General features: G+C 74.0%; 14 protein-coding genes. 6 read left to right on the top strand and 8 right to left on the bottom strand.

The genetic code is table 11. The features are described from left to right. Window positions 1–85 precede the first annotated feature (85 nt). From ACFWAR_RS37215 to ACFWAR_RS37235, 5 genes are all read right to left on the bottom strand, one after another. Window positions 86–1,606, bottom strand: a complete 1,521-nt coding sequence (locus tag ACFWAR_RS37215; protein ID WP_385787489.1) for a flotillin family protein — start codon at window positions 1,604–1,606, stop codon at window positions 86–88. 66 nt (window positions 1,607–1,672) lie between these two features. Beyond that, the gene (locus tag ACFWAR_RS37220; RefSeq protein WP_385787491.1) at window positions 1,673–2,182 is read right to left on the bottom strand and encodes a hypothetical protein; all 510 of its coding nucleotides are present in this window, start codon (window positions 2,180–2,182) and stop codon (window positions 1,673–1,675) included. A gap of 159 nt (window positions 2,183–2,341) precedes the next feature. Next, the gene (locus ACFWAR_RS37225) at window positions 2,342–3,397 is read right to left on the bottom strand and encodes a PucR family transcriptional regulator (protein ID WP_385787494.1); all 1,056 of its coding nucleotides are present in this window, start codon (window positions 3,395–3,397) and stop codon (window positions 2,342–2,344) included. A gap of 66 nt (window positions 3,398–3,463) precedes the next feature. After that, on the bottom strand, window positions 3,464–5,482 hold the full coding sequence (recQ, locus tag ACFWAR_RS37230) for a DNA helicase RecQ (RefSeq protein WP_385787497.1): 2,019 nt from the start codon (window positions 5,480–5,482) through the stop codon (window positions 3,464–3,466). Between the two features lie 75 nt (window positions 5,483–5,557). Continuing rightward, window positions 5,558–6,115, bottom strand: a complete 558-nt coding sequence (locus tag ACFWAR_RS37235; RefSeq protein ID WP_385787499.1) for a universal stress protein — start codon at window positions 6,113–6,115, stop codon at window positions 5,558–5,560. 253 nt (window positions 6,116–6,368) lie between these two features. Here ACFWAR_RS37235 and ACFWAR_RS37240 point away from each other — a divergent pair, with 253 nt between their 5' ends. After that, the gene (locus tag ACFWAR_RS37240; protein WP_385787502.1) at window positions 6,369–6,824 is read left to right on the top strand and encodes an SAV_915 family protein; all 456 of its coding nucleotides are present in this window, start codon (window positions 6,369–6,371) and stop codon (window positions 6,822–6,824) included. A 13-nt stretch (window positions 6,825–6,837) separates the two neighbouring features. Then, the gene (gene lysA, locus ACFWAR_RS37245) at window positions 6,838–8,172 is read left to right on the top strand and encodes a diaminopimelate decarboxylase (RefSeq protein WP_385787505.1); all 1,335 of its coding nucleotides are present in this window, start codon (window positions 6,838–6,840) and stop codon (window positions 8,170–8,172) included. A 14-nt stretch (window positions 8,173–8,186) separates the two neighbouring features. On the opposite strand, the gene ACFWAR_RS37250 is transcribed toward lysA, so the two are convergent. Genes ACFWAR_RS37250 through ACFWAR_RS37260 form a run of 3 tightly spaced genes read right to left on the bottom strand, consistent with a single transcriptional unit; the run spans window position 8,187 to window position 9,976 of the window. Further along, window positions 8,187–8,801: a 4'-phosphopantetheinyl transferase family protein gene (locus ACFWAR_RS37250; protein WP_385787508.1), complete on the bottom strand. Its 615-nt coding sequence runs from the start codon at window positions 8,799–8,801 to the stop codon at window positions 8,187–8,189. Window positions 8,802–8,809: 8 nt separating this feature from the next. Continuing rightward, entirely contained in the window at window positions 8,810–9,067 is a 258-nt protein-coding gene (locus ACFWAR_RS37255) for an acyl carrier protein (protein WP_385787511.1), read from the bottom strand. 51 nt (window positions 9,068–9,118) lie between these two features. Continuing rightward, complete coding sequence (locus tag ACFWAR_RS37260; protein ID WP_385787514.1) at window positions 9,119–9,976, bottom strand: aminoacyl--tRNA ligase-related protein; 858 nt, start codon at window positions 9,974–9,976, stop codon at window positions 9,119–9,121. 334 nt (window positions 9,977–10,310) lie between these two features. Here ACFWAR_RS37260 and ACFWAR_RS37265 point away from each other — a divergent pair, with 334 nt between their 5' ends. From ACFWAR_RS37265 to ACFWAR_RS37280, 4 genes are all read left to right on the top strand, one after another. Beyond that, window positions 10,311–11,435 carry a phytanoyl-CoA dioxygenase family protein gene (locus ACFWAR_RS37265; RefSeq protein ID WP_385787517.1) on the top strand — a complete coding sequence of 375 codons (1,125 nt, stop codon included), beginning with the start codon at window positions 10,311–10,313 and terminating at the stop codon, window positions 11,433–11,435. Further along, window positions 11,417–14,497, top strand: coding sequence for a DUF6271 family protein (locus ACFWAR_RS37270; protein ID WP_385787520.1), 3,081 nt, complete (start codon window positions 11,417–11,419; stop codon window positions 14,495–14,497). Before ACFWAR_RS37265 ends, ACFWAR_RS37270 begins: the two co-directional genes overlap by 19 nt. Continuing rightward, window positions 14,484–15,734 (top strand): MFS transporter, encoded by a 1,251-nt coding sequence (locus ACFWAR_RS37275; RefSeq protein ID WP_385787522.1) that lies wholly within the window; start codon window positions 14,484–14,486, stop codon window positions 15,732–15,734. The genes ACFWAR_RS37270 and ACFWAR_RS37275 overlap by 14 nt, the downstream gene beginning before the upstream one ends. A 166-nt stretch (window positions 15,735–15,900) precedes the next feature. Then, entirely contained in the window at window positions 15,901–16,806 is a 906-nt protein-coding gene (locus ACFWAR_RS37280; RefSeq protein ID WP_385787524.1) for a DUF5829 family protein, read from the top strand. Window positions 16,807–16,969 lie beyond the last annotated feature (163 nt).

Raw genomic sequence — 16,969 nt, forward strand, 5'->3', positions numbered from 1 at the left:
CCGGGTGAGACGCGGCTCACCCGGGCGCCGGCACTGCGGCGCCGCGGCATCGCGGGGCGCCGCCGCACGACGGCGCCCCGGTGACTCAGTCCGTGATGGCGATCTTCCCGTTGGACGACGCCGGGGCGGGGGCCGTCTCCGGCTTGGCGGTGAGGCCCTTCAGCAGCTGGGTCAGGTCGACTCCGGTGGTGGAGCCGAGGAGCTCCATGCCCTGGGCGACGTTGTCGGCGACGGTGCGGGAGAGCTTGCTCGCGCCGTCGGTGGAGATGATGGTCATCTTGTCGACGGCGGACAGCGGCTCGGCGGCCTTGGCCACGACCTGCGGGAGCGCCTCGACCACCATCTGGATCATGGCCGCGTCACCGTACTTCTCGAAGGCGTCGGCCTTCTTCTGCATGGCCTCGGCCTCGGCGGCGCCCTTGGCCGCGATGGCCGCGGCCTCCGCGTCGCCCTCCAGGCGCACGGCCTCCGCGATCGCGGCGCGCCGGGCGCGCTCGGCCTCACCGCGCTTGGCGCCCTCGATGGCCTCCGCCTCGGCGAGGGCGGAGCGGCGCTGCTTCTCGCCCTCACCGGTCAGCCGCGCCCGCTCGGCCTCGCCCTGGGCCGCGGCGATGGCGGCGAGGCGCTCGGCCTCGGCCTGCTTGACCCGGGCGACCCGCTTGGCCTCCGCCTCCTGCTCGGCCTCGTAGCGGCGGGCGTCGGCGGGCTTGCGGACCTGGGTGTCGAGCTGGCGGTCGGTCAGGGCCGCCTGGCGCTCGGCGACCTTCTCCTGCTCGCCGAGGATCTGCTGCTGCCGGTCGGCCTCGGCCAGCGGGCCCGCGGCGTTGGCCTGAGCCGCGGCCGCGTCGGTCTCCGCCTTGATCTCGGCCTGGCGCAGGTACAGCGTCCGCTCGGCGACGGCGATCTCCTCCTCGGCCTTCAGCCGCGCCTGCTCGGCGGCCCGGCGGGAGCTGGCCTCGGCGATGTCGGCCTCCTGCTTGGCGCGGGCGGCCTCCGGTCGGCCGAGGTCCTCCAGGTAGGAGCCCTCGGTGGTGATGTCCTGGATCTGGAAGGCGTCCAGGACCAGGCCCTGCCCGGACAGGCTGGCCTCCGCCTCCTCGGCGACCTGCCCGGCGAAGGCGGCGCGGTCGCGGATGATGTCCTCCACCGACATCCGGCCCACGATCGCGCGCAGGGCTCCGGAGAGCACTTCCTGGGTGAAGCCGACGATGCCGTCCTGCTGCTGGAGGAAGCGCTGGGCCGCGGCGCGGATGGCGTCCTCGTTGCCGCCGACCTTGACGATCGCGACGCCTTCGAGGTTGGCCTTGATGCCGCGCAGCGTGACCGCGCCGCGGACCGCGATCGGGATGTGCCGGCTGGAGAGGTCCAGGCTGTAGCGCTGCTGGACGAAGGGGACGACGAAGACGCCGCCGCCGACCACGACCTTCTGGCCCGTGTTGTCCGTCGAGGTCCGGCCGGTCTCGGGGTCGGTGGACTGCTTGCCGCGGCGGCCCGTGATGATGAACGCCTCGCTGGGGCCGGCGACCTTGTAGCGCGTGACGACGGCGAGGGCGAGCAGGACGAGGAGTACGACGACTCCCACGACCGCGAAGACGACTGGACTCATGGTGGATCCCCTCTGCCTCCCCCGTGGGGGCAGACCGGTGGTGTGGGTACAGGTGAGGTGCCGGTTTCAGCGCTCGACGGCGCGGACGCTGACCGAGGAGGAGGACGGCGTCGCCGTCACCCAGACCTCGGTGCCGTGTCCCAACGGGCCTTCGGCGGTGGCCGCGTACTTGACCGGCTGCCCGGCCAGCCGCAACAGGACCTCGCCGTAGCCGGCCGCCGGAATCGCGGTGACCACGGTGCCGGTCGAGCCGACGAGGTCGCCCTGGCGCGGGGCGATGCCGCTGCCGCCGCGCACCAGGGCGCGGCCGAGCCGGTACGCCGCCCAGCCCGCCCCGGCTCCGGTGACGGAGCCGGCGGCGGTCGCGACCCCCGGCCCGAAGCCCGTGGCGCCGAGCACGATCGCCCCCGTGAACCCGAGCATCGATACGAAGCCCGCGACCACCGGGAGCGAGAGCCAGCCGTCGAACAGGCCGCCGAGCGCGCCGTCGAAGACCCCTTCCAGCACCCCGTCGAAGACGAGGGAGAAGGCCAGCAGGGCGATCCCCGTGATGCCGAGACCAAGAAACAAGCTCATGAGCACCTCCCCGCCCGGAGTGCGTTCGCGCCGGACAACGGCATGGTCTCAGCCGGAGAGGGCGCAGCACATTGCCAACCTTCGGCAATCTTTACGCTTCTTTAACGCACCCCGGCGGAAGCTCGGGAGCCGCTCGGGGGCGAGGGGAGGCGGCGGAGGTCAGCCGTCCCAGGGATCCGGCCAGGCCAGCAGTCGGGCGCCGATCGCCGCGGTCTGGAGCGTGTAACGGTTCAGCGGGTCCGCCGGGTCGGCCCCGGTCAGCGTGTGGATGCGCTCCAGCCGGTACGTGAGCGCCCGCGGGCTGAGCGAGAGGCGACGGGCCGCCTCCGTCGAGACGCACCCGCTGTCGAAGAACGCGGTCAGGGTGTCGAGCAGCGGCCGGGCACCGCCCCGGGCCGCGCGCAGCGGCCCCAGGACGCTCTCGACGAGGTCGGCCATGGCCTGCCGGTCGCGGGCGAGCACCGGGAAGACGAGCAGGTCCGCCGCGTGCAGCACCGGTCCGTCCAGACCCATCCGCAAGGCGATGTCGAGCGCGTTCAGCGCCTCCTGGTAGGAGTGGACGACCCCGCCGGGGCCGGGGTGCGTCCGGCCGATCGCGACCCGGCCGCCGTGGGTGGCCGTGTGCGCCCGCTCGGCGAAGTGGGCCAGCACGTCCGGCTGCTCCCCCGGCGCCACGCAGATCAGCCTGCCGTCCTTCGTGGTCAGCAGGATCTGCCGACCCGGGAAGCGGGCCAGGACCGCGGACTCGATGCCGCGGGCCACCGGGTAGCCGTCGTCGTACGGCTCCGGACCCGCCGCCACGGCGACGGCGTGGGACTGCGACAGGCGCAGCCCGAAGCGCTCGGCGCGCTCCGCCAACCGACCCAGGTCGCTGCCGCCGTAGAGCAGGTCGTCGATGAACTCCCGGCGGGCCGCCTCGTGTTGGCGCACCGCCTGGTGCTGAGCACGTTCGTAGCCCTCGACGAAGGCGTCCACGGCCTGCTCGACGGCCGCCAGGAGCGGGCCGGACGCGGGGAGGGGGCGCACGGACTGGGCCGCGGCCAGGTGCGCGCGTATCAGGGCGCGCAGCGGGATGCCGTCCTCCGCCGCGCGCTCCCCCTCGGCCCGGCGCGACTCCAGCTCGCCGCGGGTCAGGCGGCGGCCCGTCGCGCACGCGTCCACCAACGCCGCCGCGTACCCGGCGAGATGACGCTCCGCTCCCTGCGGCCCTGCCACGGTCTTCCTCCGACTTCCTCCGACTTCCCCCGGCGCGCCCGACGCCCCGCGACCTCGACGCGCCCGCTACTCCCAGTCGTCCCAGGGATCCATCTCGTCCAGATCGGCCGGCGGCTCGTCCTCGTCCGCGGGCGGTGCGTCGGCGTCGAAGGCCGACCGCGCGGTCCGCGGGGCGGCCAGCGGCGCGGCGGCCGGAGCGGCGGCGGCGGGGGCCCCGGCGGTCGGCGCGGCGTCGGCGCACTGCGCGAGGGTGTCGAGGACGCCCTCGGCGTACTTGGTCAGCTTCGCCTCGCCGATGCCGCCGATCGTGCCCAACTCCTCTGCGGAGGTGGGCAGTCGGGTCGCGATCTCGCGCAGCGTCGCGTCGTGGAAGACGACGTACGCCGGTACGCCCTGCTCGCGCGCCGTCGCGGCCCGCCAGCCGCGCAGGGCCAGGAAGACCGGCTCGGCGGCCGCCGGCAGGTCGACCGGTACGCGCGCGCCCTTGCCGGAGCGGGACCCGGACTCCTTGCGGGCCGGGGCGGCGACCGCCTTCTCCTTGCGCATCGGGACGGTGCGGCGCCCGCCCAGCACCTCGCCGCTGTCCGGGGACAGCACGAGCGTGCCGTACTCGCCCTCCACCGACAGCAGCCGCGCCGCCAGCAGCTGGCGCACGACCCCGCGCCACTCCGCGGTGCTCAGGTCCGCCCCGATGCCGAACACCGAGAGGGCGTCGTGGTCGAACTGGATGACCTTGGCCGTCTTCTTGCCCTGGAGGATGTCGATGATCTGGCCGGCGCCGAACTTCTGGCGGCGCTCCTTCGCCAGTCGCCACACCGTGGACAGCAGCTTCTGCGCCGCGACCGTCCCGTCCCAGGACTCGGCGGGCGTCAGGCAGGTGTCGCAGTTGCCACACGCCTCGCCCGACTGCCCGAAGTACGCCAGTAGCCCCGTCCGACGGCACTCGACCGTCTCGCACAGCGCCAGCATGGCGTCCAGGTGCATGCCCAGGGAGCGGCGCCGGGCGTCGTCGCCCTCGGAGCCCTCGATGAGCTTGCGCTGCTGGACCACGTCCTGCAGGCCGTAGGCCAGCCATGCCGTGGCGGGCTCTCCGTCGCGCCCGGCGCGGCCGGTCTCCTGGTAGTAGCCCTCGACCGACTTCGGCAGGTCGAGGTGGGCCACGAAGCGCACGTCCGGCTTGTCGATGCCCATGCCGAAGGCGATGGTGGCGACCACCACGATCCCGTCCTCCCGCAGGAAGCGCGACTGGTTCGCCGCCCGCGCCCGGGCGTCCATCCCGGCGTGGTAGGCCACGGCGTCGATGCCCTGCTCCACGAGGAACGCCGCGGTCTTCTCCACGGAGGCCCGCGAGAGGCAGTACACAACCCCGGCGTCCCCGGCGTGCTCGCTGCGGATCAGCTCCAGCAGCTGCTTGAGCGGGTTGTTCTTCGGGGCGATGCGGTACTGGATGTTCGGCCGGTCGAAGCTGGCGACGAAGTGCCGGGCGTCCTCCAGGCCGAGCCGCGTCACGATCTCGGCGTGCGTGGCCTCGGTCGCCGTCGCGGTCAGCGCGATCCGCGGCACCTTGGGCCAGCGCTCGTGCAGCATGGACAGCGCGAGGTAGTCGGGCCGGAAGTCGTGGCCCCACTGGGCGACGCAGTGCGCCTCGTCGATCGCGAAGAGCGAGACCTTGCCCCGGTCCAGCAGCCGCTGCGTGCCCTCGGTGCGCAGCCGCTCGGGGGCGAGGTAGAGCAGGTCCAGCTCGTCGGCGAGGAAGGCCCGCTCGACGGCCTGGCGCTCCTCGAAGTCCTGGGTGGAATTGAGGAATCCGGCTCGCACCCCGAGCGCGGTGAGCGCGTTGACCTGGTCCTGCATCAGCGCGATGAGCGGGGAGATCACCACGCCCGTGCCTTCTCTGACGAGCGCCGGGATCTGGTAGCAGAGCGACTTGCCGCCGCCGGTCGGCATCAGGACGAGGGCGTCACCGCCGCCGACGACCTGCTCGATGATCTCCTGTTGCGCACCGCGGAAAGAGTTGTATCCGAAGACGCGGTGCAGTACCTGCAGAGCATCGGAGATCTCGGGGGAAGCGTCCGGAAGGGCCATCCGTGAAGCCTAGCGGCACCCGCGGACACCCGGCTCCGCCCGCCCGAACCTGTGGACAACCTCGGGCGCGGCCGCTCAGGTGGTCAGCTCCCGCGGGTCCAGCGGGATGCGCCACAGGTTGCGGCGGTGGACGGATTCCAGCTCCGCCTGGAGCGGGGAGGGCGGCACCGCGAGGACCGCGCAGGGGGCGTGGGCCAGGCAGTAGCGGGACACCGAGGGCCGCAGGAGCCGGCGCAGCGGGGCGCGCGAGCCGGTGCCCACCACGAGCAGGTCGTCGGGGCCGTGCGCGGTGTCCACCAGGGCCGCGCCCGGCGTCCCCCGGACCGCGACGCCGGCCAGGGGGACCCCCGGCCGCGCGGCGCCGAAGGCGGTGTCGAGCACCTCGCGCAGCCGCTCGACGGCCGCGGTCCGGCAGGCCGCCAGGACCTGCGTCGTCCCCTGTCCGCGGCCGGCGAGGTCACCGCCCGGCGGCTGCCAGGCGAGGACGACCCACAGTTCGGCGCCGCGCACGCGGGCCTCCGCGACGGCCCGGTGCAAGGCCGCCAGGCTCCCCGGGCTTCCCGTCGCCCCGACCACGACTCTCCGCACGCCCGGTTCCTCTCCCTCGTCCACCACTGCGTCCACCCGTCCCATGGAAGGGCCCCGGCGGGGGGCGCGGGCGGTCGCTGACGCCTTCCTGACGCGGTGGCCCGTAACCCTTACGGGTCCCTGATGCGGGCCCGCCCGGGCCGTCAGCGACCCGTCAGGACCCGGCCGGTCACCGTATGGGTCGCGTCATGAGGGGGGACGGGACGGACGGCCGCGGGGATAGCTTCGAAGCCTCGTCCGGGCCGCCTCCCCGCGGCCCGGACGTGAACCGTCGTCCGTGCGAGGCCGGGAGGGCCCCATGTGTGTGATCCAGTACGCCGACGACCCCGAGCCCGAGGAACAGGTCCCGGCCGGGCCCCTGTACGTACCCGCCCGGCCGGGAGGGACGCACCTGGTGGTGCGGCTGTTCCGCACCCCGCTCGGCGCGCGCACCGCCGTCGGCTTCACCAGCGCCGACCGGTTGGCCGCCACGCTCGGCGCGTCCCAGCCCTGGATCCGGCTCTCCGAGAGCGCGCTGCGGTCGATGACCGCTCCGCTGGGCGCGTCCCTGCTGACGCTCGACCCGACGCTCACCGCCGCCCCGGTGGCGGCGGCCGCGGTGACCGCCGTCGCGACGGCCGGTGACGCGACGGCCGGTGACGCGACGGCCGGTGACGCGACGGCCGACGCGACGCCAGGCGAACGGCGAGCGGATCCGGCGCCCAGGACGCCGGTGGCGCCGCAGGCGCCCGGGACCACGGCCCGGACCGCCTGAGAGGAGTGGCTCCATGACCATCACCGTCCTCCCCGGGATACCGGCGGGCGCCGACGAACTGTCCGTCTGGCCCGCCTCCACCACCCCGCTCCCGCACGGCGGTCTGGCCGTCGGCGGGGTGCCGCTCGGCGAGATCGCCGAGCGGTTCGACACCCCGGCGTACGTACTGGACGAGGGCGAGGTGCGCGGGCGCTGCCGCACCTACCGGGACGCCTTCCCCGACGCCGACGTGCTGTACGCCGCCAAGGCCTTCCTCTCCCGCGCGATGGTGCGCTGGGTGGCCGAGGAGGGGCTGGGCCTGGACGTGTGCTCCGCCGGGGAGCTGGAGCTGGCGGTCACCGCCGGTTTCCCGGCCGAGCGGATCGTGCTGCACGGCAACGCCAAGGCGCCCCGCGACCTGGAGGCGGCGCTGCGGCTCGGCGTGGGGCGGATCGTCATCGACGGCCCGTCCGAGATCGCCCGGATCGCGGCGGCCGTCGGCCCCGAGGGGCGCCAGAAGGTCATGGTGCGGGTGGTGCCGGGCGTCTCCGCGGGCGGCCACGACAAGATCCGTACCGGTACGGACGACCAGAAGTTCGGCCTGTCCCTCACCGACGGGGGCGCGCAGCACGCGATCGCCCGGATCCTGGGCCAGCCCCGGCTCGAACTGACCGGTCTGCACTGCCACATCGGCTCGCAGATCTCCGCCGTGAAGCCCTACCTGGTGGCGATGCGCCGGATGGTGGGCCTGATGGCCCGCGTCCGGGACGCGCACGGGGTCGTGCTGCCCGAGCTGGACATGGGCGGCGGGCACGCCGTGGCCTACCGGCCGGGCGATCCCGCCCTGGACCTCACCGCGCTCGCCCGCAGGATGCGCGCGGAGCTCGTCGAGGGCTGCGCGGCCGCGCACCTGGCCGTGCCGCGGCTCGCCGTCGAGCCGGGGCGGGCCGTCGTCGGACCGGCCGGGGTGGTCCTCTACCGGGTGCTCGCGGTCAAGCGCACGGGCACCACGGTCTTCGTCGCCGTCGACGGGGGCATGAGCGACAACCCGCGGCCCGCCCTGTACGGGGTGCGCTACGCGCCCCGGCTGATCGGCCGGACGGCGACGGCTCCGCCGTGCACGGCGACCGTGGTGGGCCGCCACTGCGAGGCCGGGGACGTGCTCGCGGCCGACGTGGAGCTGCCGGGGGACGTCCACCCCGGCGACCTGCTCGCCGTGCCGGTGGCGGGCGCGTACCAGCTGTCGATGGCCTCCGGCTACAACCTCGTCGGCCGTCCCGCGGTCATCGGGGTGGACGGGGGCACCGCCCGGCTCCTCGTCCGGCGCGAGACGCTGGACGACTTCCGCCGGCGGGACGTCGGGGCGTAGGGACGCGGGGCCTGTCAGGGGAGGGTGGAGAAGGGGGTGGCCGGGGTGGTGCTGGCCACCGTGACCACGGCCGCGCGCCGGTGGTCCGTCCACTCCAGGAGCCGTACGTCCGCCCGCTCCCGGCCCGACTTGAAGAGGGCCTCCCGGCGCACCCACAGCCGCAGCAGCTCCGGGCCGGGGTCGGGCAGGGCCGCGGCCCGGCGCAGCTCGGCCGCGGGCAGCAGCCGACCCCACACCGACAACGGGCCCGGGCGGCGCGTCGCGGGTTCGACGTCGATGCCGACCGCGCCCGGGCCGACGGCGGCGGCGACCAGCCCGTCCGCGTGGCTCAGGCTGACGCCGACGTCGGGGCGGCCGGGCAGGTACGGGCGCCCGTGCCCCGCACGCGCGCACGCGGGGCAGTACTGCGCCGGGCCCGATGCCCGCGGCGCGAGTCCGGTGAACCGGGCGATGCACAGGCGCACCAGGAGCCGGGCCGCCAGTACGTCGTCGCGGCGGGCCGGCACCCGGACGGGGGCCAGTCGGCGCCGTTCCCACGGCGCCAACAGGCCCTCGTGCAGCTCCGGGTGGGCCAACACCTCCCCGGTGGTGGCCACCACGGCCACGGCCGTGCGCTCGTCCCGGGCCACGCGGTCGGTCAGCCGGTCGGGGCGGCGGCGTCGGCCAGTGCGGCGCCGCTCAGGAAGCGCTCCCGGACGCGGGCGAGCGTACGGAAGTCGTCGATGGTGACCTGCTGGAGGTCGATGGTGCTGTCGGAGATCTCCTCCAGCAGGTCGATGAACTCCAGGAAGTCCATCGAGTCGATGAGACGGGCCTCGATGAGGTCCTCGTCGGCCTCGATCTCGCCCTGGAGACCGGGGTTCTTCTCGTGCAGCCACGCGGTGATGCGTTCCATGGGACGGGTGTTCTCCTTGCTGGTCACGGGGGTGGTCGGCGGCGGGGCCGCTCAGGCGCGGGCGTCGCGCAGTCGGTCCAGCGCCCGCTCGGGGGTGCCGTGGGCGAGGACCATCGCGTGCACCCAGCGCTCCACGCCGAAGGCGACGCAGCCGCTGTACGCCGGTCCGTGCGAACCGGCGCGGATGTCGAGCCGCTCGCCGAAGAAGTTGCGGTGCCGGTTCACGGAAGCGATGGCGGTGCCGTCGGGGGCGCTGAACTCGTGCTTGACCGGGTCCAGCGCCATCAGCCGGGCCCGGGAGCCGCCCTTGTCGTAGAACGGGTCGTCGGCCACGGCCCGGGTCAGCTCCAGCCCGAGGGTCGCGGCCAGTTCCTGGATGAACTCGGCGCCCTGTTCCAGGTGTTCCACCGCCCCCGACTTCGTGCCGAGGTAGAGGACCTCGCGCATGTGGAAGCCCCACAGGCGGCGCAGCCCGTCGTAGTGGGTCTCGTTGCGGAAGCAACGGCCGGTCGCGGAGAGCCGCAGCCCGTCCTCGCCGACGTCCCGGCCTTCCAGGGAGAGCAGCAGGCCGTAGCAGGTGGCGGACGGCAACAGGTGGCCGGTCGGCCGCAGGGGGAGCTCGCCGGGGGCTTCACCGGCCGCCAGCCCGTCGAAGGCCTCCGGGGCGAAGCGCCCGGCGGAGACGCCGAGATGGGGGAAGTTGCGGAAGTAGTCGAGTCGGGCCAGGCCCTCGGCGGCGAGCAGCGGCGGGCCCATCACCTCGGGGGCGGCGAGCCGTGCGGCCAGCCCGGTGAGCAGCTCGTCCAGACCGCGCAGCAGGGCGGTGTGGACCGGGTCCAGCGTGATCAGCCCCGGACCGGGGTTCTTCAGACCGCCGTCCGGCAAGGCGGTGATGCCGGGTGTGCTCATGGAATCCGCTCCCTCTGGGCGTGGATGAACAGTCGTCAAGGGTGTTGGCCGGATGGGCGAAACGAATGATGGTGGCGGCGCGTCCGCATCGGTGCGAACGGCCGTGCACGCGGCCGCCGTTGACCTCGGCGCAGCGAGGAAGGCGACTGACGCTCCGTCAGGGACAGGAGCTGCGTCACCAGGACCCTAAGCCAGCCACTCGGGCATTGTCTAGACCAAAGTCGTCATACCGGCGATCATCACCGGCAGGGGCGTTTCGGGATCGAAAGTGACGCAATCAGCATATTGAGACGCCCCTTGACAGCGGCTATGGTCTAAACCAATCCTGCTCAACATGACGACACCTGCCCCAGACAGTCGCCCCCGCCGTCCCCGCCCCAAGCTGCACAGAGCGCCCTCGGACCGCCCCTATTTCAGCGCGGACGGCGAGTCCTACCTGGCCCAGACCACCTTGCGGGAGCTGACCAAGTCGCGACCACTGCGGGTGCTGTCCGAAGCGGACTTCGCCCACTGGCAGACCTACGGCTACGTCATCGTCCGTGAGGCGATACCGGCCGCGCAGGCGCGCCGCCTGCTCGACTTCACCTGGGAGTTCCAGGGACTCGACCCGGACCGGCCGGACACCTGGCACGAGGACCGCCCCTTCCGTTCCGAGCTGGACCAGCAGCTGCACGTCTACGGCTTCGTGGAGGCCTACCACCACCAGCTGCTCTGGGACAGCCGCCAGTCCCAGCGGGTGTACGACGCCTTCGTCGACGTCTGGGACTGCGAGGAGCTGTGGGTCACCCTGGACCGGCTCAACCTCAACCCGCCCAACGTCAAGAACCGCGACCGCGCGCTGATCGACCCCACCGACCGGGGCTTCGACATCGAGCTGCACTGGGACATCGACACCACCCTCGGCGTCCCCCCGCAGCGGGTACAGGGCATCATCGCCCTCAACGACACCAGCGCGGAGCTGGGCGGATTCCAGTGCGACCCGGAGCTGTTCCGGCAGTTCGAGGAATGGAAGATCGCCCAGCCGGCCGACCGCGACCCGCTGCGCCCCGACGTGGACCGCGCCGAGTTCCCCGTCGTGCGGCCCGAGCTGCACCCCGGCGACCTGCTGATCTGGAACGGCCTCCTCGCCCACGGCGTCGCGCGCAACACCTCGAAGGACGGGGCGCGGGCGGTCCAGTACCTGTCGATGATGCCCGCGTTGGAGGAGCACGAGCGGCTGCGCCGCTCCCGCGTCGACTCCTGGCGCCACCTGCGCACCCCGCGCTGGAACCGCACCCTGGTCGGCGACCCGGTGCGGCACGAGTCCGAGCGCTACCCCACGGCCACCTTGAATCCGCTCGGCAGCCGCCTCCTCGGGCTCACCTCGTGGTCGGACGCGGACACGACCGCGGACACGACCGCGACCACCGACTCGGCCGCCGGGCAGAGCGAGGAGTCCTCGTGCGCCGTGTCTGCCTGACGCTTCCCACCAACCGCGCCTGCGCCGAGGCCATCGCCTCGATCGGTGCGGAAGCCGCCTACGGCGCGCGCCACTTCGGCGTCGAGGTGCACCTGCTGATCCTGGACTCCTCCGACGCCGCGGTGCTCGCCGGGCACCGCGAGGCCGTACGGGCGCTGCCCTCGGCGCCCGGAGTGGTCGTCCACCACCTCGACGAGGACGCGCAACGGGACTTCCTGCGCCGGGTGATCGCCCGCTCCGGCGTCGCCGGAGCCGACCGGGTGCTCGACCTGATGCTGCCGTCCGGCGTGTCCTACGGCGCCTGCACCAACCGGGCCTTCCTGATCGCGGAGGCCCTGGGTTGCGCGTCGGTGCACCGCCGGGACTCCGACAGCCGCTACCAGTACCTCGACGGGGAGCCGGTCTTCCCCCTGCACCACGAACTGACCTCCCTGGGTCGGCCCGCCGCCGAGGTCGCGGGGCTGATGTCCCGCAGCCGACTGACCCCCGGCGCCGCGGACCGGGCGGTGGCCATGGTCGGCGCCTCCTTCGTCGGCGAGATGTCCGTGGACGTGGCCGACATCCAGCGGCTCGACCCCGCGGTCTACGAGGACGTCATCGGCCTGTCGGTACCGGCCGGGCTGGCGGACATCTGGCGCAAGAACCTGATCGCGCAGTCCTTCCGCGGCGCCGGGACCACCCCCTTCACCACCGACCACACCACGCTCACCCACGTCAGCCCGATGCGCGTGGACATGTGCAACATCGCGCTCGACCGCGCGGTCTACGGCCGGGTGCCCCTGCCGCCCGCCACGGACACCATCGGCAGCGACTACTTCCTCATCCACCTGGTCGACGACGCCCGGCTCCCGGGCGTCCTGCACAACCGGCACATCGTCAACTACCACACCGACGAGCGCCGCGGCGATGCCGGATTCCTCGCCTACCAGGAGCGGTTCGCGAAGTACCTGCTGTCCACCGGATACCTGAACGCCGTGTACGCCCGAATGGCGGCGACCGCGGACGACCTCCTCGACGCCGAGGGCCTGGTCCGCGCGTCCGCCGTCGCCGGGTTCGTGCGCGAGAGCGCGCGGGTGGAGGCGGTCCGCGAGGAGAACGCCGAACGGCTCGACGTCCTCGACCGCTCCTACCGCAAGCTGGGCGGCCGCTACGAGGCCGTCGCGGACGCGCTCGCCGCCCGCCGCGACGGGCTGCTGGACGAAGCCCGCGCGGACATGGCGCGGTTCGCGCTCCTCGTCGACGCGTGGGAGCCGCTGGTCCGGGCGTCCGCGACCGAGGCCCTCGGGCCCGCCGACCGGCACGCGGGCGTCCGTACGAGCACGATCACCGTCCCGTACGCGGGCGGCGCGGAACGCCGGGGGCCCGTCACCATGGGGCAGGCCAACATGATCCGCTGCATCCTGCGGGACGACCCGGCGCACATCAACATCCACGACGTGTGGCCGGTGCCCGAGGGGACGTCCCTGGACGCGGCGATCGACGCGCTCCGCGCGCTGGTCGTGCGGCACGAGGCGCTGCGCACCACCTTCCCCGCCACCGCGCACGGCGCCGCGGCCGAGCAAGTGGTGTCCGCCGAGGGCGAGTTCACGATCACCGTGCTCGACCACGACGAACTGCCCGCCCACCCGGCGCGCTACGCCGAATCGCTGGCCCGCCGGGCCCGCGCCGAACGCTACGTCCTGGAACGGGACTTCCCCCTGCGGATCTCCGTGGTCGGCGAGCGCGGCGCACCGGCCTTCGTGGCCCTGGTGTCCAGCCACGCCGTGGCGGACGGCAGCGCCCTCGCCATCCTGCGGGAGGAGTGGCTCACCGTGTTGGCGGGCGGGGCGCTGGAGCCCGTGACGGCCTTCACCCCGCTCGACCTCGCCGCCGAGGAGGCCACCCCGACGGGGCTGCGCAAGTCGCAGGCCTCCCTGCGCTATTGGGAGGAGATCCTGCGCACCGGCCCGCAGGCCATGTTCGCGGAGCCGCGCGCCGAGGGCGTCGACGTACGGATGTCCCAGCTCACGCTGCGGTCCCCGCGCGGCGCGCGGGCGCTGGCCCGCGCGGTGGAGCGCACCGGCAGCCTCCCGTCGACGGTGCTGCTCACGGCGTGGTGCGCGCTCATCGCCCACCGCGCGGGTCAGCGCACCTGCGTCGCCGCGGTGCCGACCTCCAACCGGTTCCTGCCCCGGCTGGCCCGCTCGGTGAACACCGTGTCCCAGGACGCGCTGCTCTCGCTCGACGTCACGGCCCCGTCCTTCGACGCGCTCCTGCGCAAGGCCTGGGGGGCGGCGCTCAACGCCTACCGGCACAGCCGGTTCGACTCGGTCCGGCTGTGGGAGATGATCGACCGGGTCACCGCCGAGCGCGGCAGCCACTTCGCGCGCGACGTGGTCTTCAACGACGTGAGCACCCTGCCGTCCACGCTGCCGTCCGCCGTCGCCGCCCCGGGCGGGACCGGCGGCGAGGAGGACGACGCGGCGGAGCCGGAGCTCAGCTGGGGTCCGGAGCAGGTGCTCCCGACCCGGGTGCTGGCCTTCGCCCACCAGACGGACCCCGTGCTCCACATCGCGATGTGGGCCGACCCCGGGCTCTTCGACGGGGACGAGGCGGAGGGCTTCCTCACCGGTCTGGTACGGCTGCTGGAGGCGGCCGCGACCGATGACGTGCCGCTCGCCGCGCTCACCGAGGTGACCGGGGTCCGCCCGGTCGAACGCGGCCCGGACTGGGAGCTGGTGGACGGCTCCTGGGTCTCGCCGCCCGCCGTGGCGCGGGCGCTGGGCGAGGCCCTGGGCGGCCTCCCCGTCCACGTCGCCCCGGCCACCGCGGACGCCCCCGGGGCGCCGGATGGGGGCCTCACCGCCTTCATCGCCTCCGGCGGCGCGCCGCTCACGCCGACCGCGGCGCACGCCGCACTGATGGACGCGCTCCCCGGCCGTCCCGGGGTGCTCGCGCCCCACCGCTACGTGATCGTCCAGGACCCGCCCGCGCGGGCCGACCTGAGCGGCGCGTGGCTCCAGCAGCAGATCCTCACGGAAGGGAACGGCCGGGAACGGCGGATGTCACATGACGATGGATGAGGTAACCGTCCGGCCGGATCGGGTCCCGCTCCCCAGCCCCTGGCGCTCCAACCGCTTCCGCCTGTTCTTCACGGCCCGCAGCACCTCGCTGTTGGCCGACGGCATGCTGATGGTGTCGCTCACGACCGCCGTGCTCGGCGCGGGGTACGGGGCGAGCGGCGTGGGCTACGCGCTGGCCGCGTGGATGGCCCCGATCGTGCTGCTGGTGCTCTTCGGCGGCGTACTGGCCGACAAGTTCACCCCGCAGGTGATGATGGTCGGCGCCGACGCGGTGCGGATGCTGGCCATGCTCGCCCTCGCGGCGCTGCTGGCCGGGGACCACGTACGGCTGTGGCAGGTGATGGCGCTGCTGGCGCTCAGCGGTGCGGCGACCGCCATGTTCCAGCCCGGTCTGGCGAGCCTGGTCCCCCAGGTCGCCGAGGACATCCAGCGGGCCAACGCGCTGCTGCGGATCTCCGAGGCGATCTGCACGCTGCTCGGCCCCGGCGTGGCCGGTCTCCTCGTGGCCTACTGGGACGTGGCCGGATCCTTCGTGGTCATCGCCGCCTTCTACGCGCTCAGTGCGCTCGGGCTGACGCCCCTGCGCAAGCTCGGCACCGCCCGGGACGAGAGCGACGAGCCGATGTCGCGCAGGCTGGTCACGGGGTGGCACGAGTTCCGGTCGCGGTCCTGGCTCTGGGGGGTCATCGCCGTCTGGGCCGTCTACGGGCTCTTCGTCTTCGGCCCCGCGCTGCCGCTCGGCGCGGCCCTGCTCACCGAACAGCACGGGGCGAGCGGCTACGGCTGGATCGCCTCCGCCGACGGCGCCGGGACGATCATCGGCGGCCTGCTCGGGATGCGGGTGCGGCCCGCCCGTCCGCTGGTCGCGGGGGCCTGTGCCATGTTCTTCTTCTCCCTGAACCCGCTCGCGCCCGCCCTGGGTTGGTCCTTCACCGCCACGGCGCTCACCGGTGTGCTGGCCGGCTGCGGGTTCGCGTTCTGGGGCGTCATGTGGGCGACCAGCGTGCAGTCGCACATCCCGTTGGCCGTGCTCAGCCGGGTCTCGGCCTACGACGTGGCCGGATCCATCATGGTGATCCCGCTGGGCCGGGCGCTGGCGGGCCCGGCCGCCGAATCCTTCGGCGCCGACCGCGTGCTGCTCTTCTCCTCCGTCGTGGGCATCGTCTGCATCGCCGTGATGCTGTCCGTACCCGCGATCCGCGCCCTCGGCCGGGCACCGGAGCCCGAGGGGCGGTGAGCGGGGCGGCGGGTACCGCGGGCCCTCCCCCACCCCTCCCCGGGGCGGGCGGGCCTACGGTTTCCCGCCACGCCGAGCGTGGCCCGAATCCTTCGAACAGGCCCCGAACGCGGGCTCCGCGATCTACGCTCACGCCATGTCTCTGCGTCGCGCGTTACACGTATTCATGGTCCTCGCCGTGGCCCTGACCGGACTGGCCGGGGGCGCCACCGGCGTCGCCCTGGCCGACGGGAACGGCTCGTCCGGCGGCCGTCAACTGCTCTTCTACAACCACGCCTACGGGGTCCTCGACCGCGAGACGGCGGATGCGATCGAACACTCCGCCTACCTGCCGAAGTTCGCGAACTTCCAGGTCCGCACCACGACCGGCGCGAACGGGGAGAAGTGGACCGGCCGCTACCTGATGGGCCGCGAGACCTACCTCGAACTCTTCGGGGTGGGCGACGTCCCCGGCCAGGACGGCGTCCTCGGCGCCGGCGGCATGGGGCTCTCGGTGGAACGCGCCGGTGACCTGGCCACGGTCACCGGGCGGCTGCCCGGCCAGGGCGTGCCGAACCCGATCTCCTTCCGCCAGACCCGCGACTTCGGCGACGGCGTCCCGGTGCCGTGGTTCGACGCCGTCTTCACCGCCGAACAGTACGACGGCTTCGGCGCCTGGGGCATGGAGTACCGGCCCGAGTACTTCGCCGACCCGCGCGGCAAGACCGAACCGCCGAGCCACGCCGGTGACGTCGGCCGCGAACGGTACCTCTCCGACGACTACCGCGACCACCTGATGCGGGACGTGACCTCCATCCGCCTCGGGATCACCGCCCGCGACCTCGCCAACACCGTGCCGCTGCTCCGTGCCGGCGGGTTCTCCGTCCGGGAGCTGCCCGGCGGCTCCGTCGTGGCCGAGGGCGGTGGCACCACCATCCGCCTGGACTCCGTGGCCCGCGAGGACGCCGGGCTGCGCCGGGTGGAGATGTCCCTCAACCACCCGGTGGCCCGCCACGAGGAGCGCCTCGGCCGCTCGACCCTCGTGGTCGGCCCGGGCGCCCGCGCCGTGTGGACCTTCGGCGACGCCCGCTGACGTCCGCCGCCCACCCGTGCCGCCGCACCCCCCCGGGGGCGGCGGGGGGCCGGCCCGGCAACCCGCAGGGGGTGCGGGAGGGGGCGTCGTGTGGTGGGTTTGGTGCGTCTGTGCGGGGCTGCTGGCGGCCGCGTGTCTGTTCCGGTCGGTGTTCTGGGTCTGG

This window comes from Streptomyces sp. NPDC059917, from assembly GCF_042730635.1.
In the GTDB taxonomy this organism is placed as follows: Bacteria; Actinomycetota; Actinomycetes; order Streptomycetales; family Streptomycetaceae; genus Streptomyces.

What these genes read in the sequence shown, in the direction of transcription:
- ACFWAR_RS37215 (WP_385787489.1), bottom strand. Translation starts at nt 1,606, where the DNA reads ATGAGTCCAGTCGTCTTCGCGGTCGTGGGAGTCGTCGTACTCCTCGTC.
- ACFWAR_RS37220 (WP_385787491.1), bottom strand. Translation starts at nt 2,182, where the DNA reads ATGAGCTTGTTTCTTGGTCTCGGCATCACGGGGATCGCCCTGCTGGCC.
- recQ (WP_385787497.1), bottom strand. Translation starts at nt 5,482, where the DNA reads ATGGCCCTTCCGGACGCTTCCCCCGAGATCTCCGATGCTCTGCAGGTA.
- ACFWAR_RS37235 (WP_385787499.1), bottom strand. Translation starts at nt 6,115, where the DNA reads ATGGGACGGGTGGACGCAGTGGTGGACGAGGGAGAGGAACCGGGCGTG.
- ACFWAR_RS37240 (WP_385787502.1), top strand. Translation starts at nt 6,369, where the DNA reads ATGTGTGTGATCCAGTACGCCGACGACCCCGAGCCCGAGGAACAGGTC.
- lysA (WP_385787505.1), top strand. Translation starts at nt 6,838, where the DNA reads ATGACCATCACCGTCCTCCCCGGGATACCGGCGGGCGCCGACGAACTG.
- ACFWAR_RS37255 (WP_385787511.1), bottom strand. Translation starts at nt 9,067, where the DNA reads ATGGAACGCATCACCGCGTGGCTGCACGAGAAGAACCCCGGTCTCCAG.
- ACFWAR_RS37260 (WP_385787514.1), bottom strand. Translation starts at nt 9,976, where the DNA reads ATGAGCACACCCGGCATCACCGCCTTGCCGGACGGCGGTCTGAAGAAC.
- ACFWAR_RS37265 (WP_385787517.1), top strand. Translation starts at nt 10,311, where the DNA reads ATGACGACACCTGCCCCAGACAGTCGCCCCCGCCGTCCCCGCCCCAAG.
- ACFWAR_RS37275 (WP_385787522.1), top strand. Translation starts at nt 14,484, where the DNA reads ATGACGATGGATGAGGTAACCGTCCGGCCGGATCGGGTCCCGCTCCCC.
- ACFWAR_RS37280 (WP_385787524.1), top strand. Translation starts at nt 15,901, where the DNA reads ATGGTCCTCGCCGTGGCCCTGACCGGACTGGCCGGGGGCGCCACCGGC.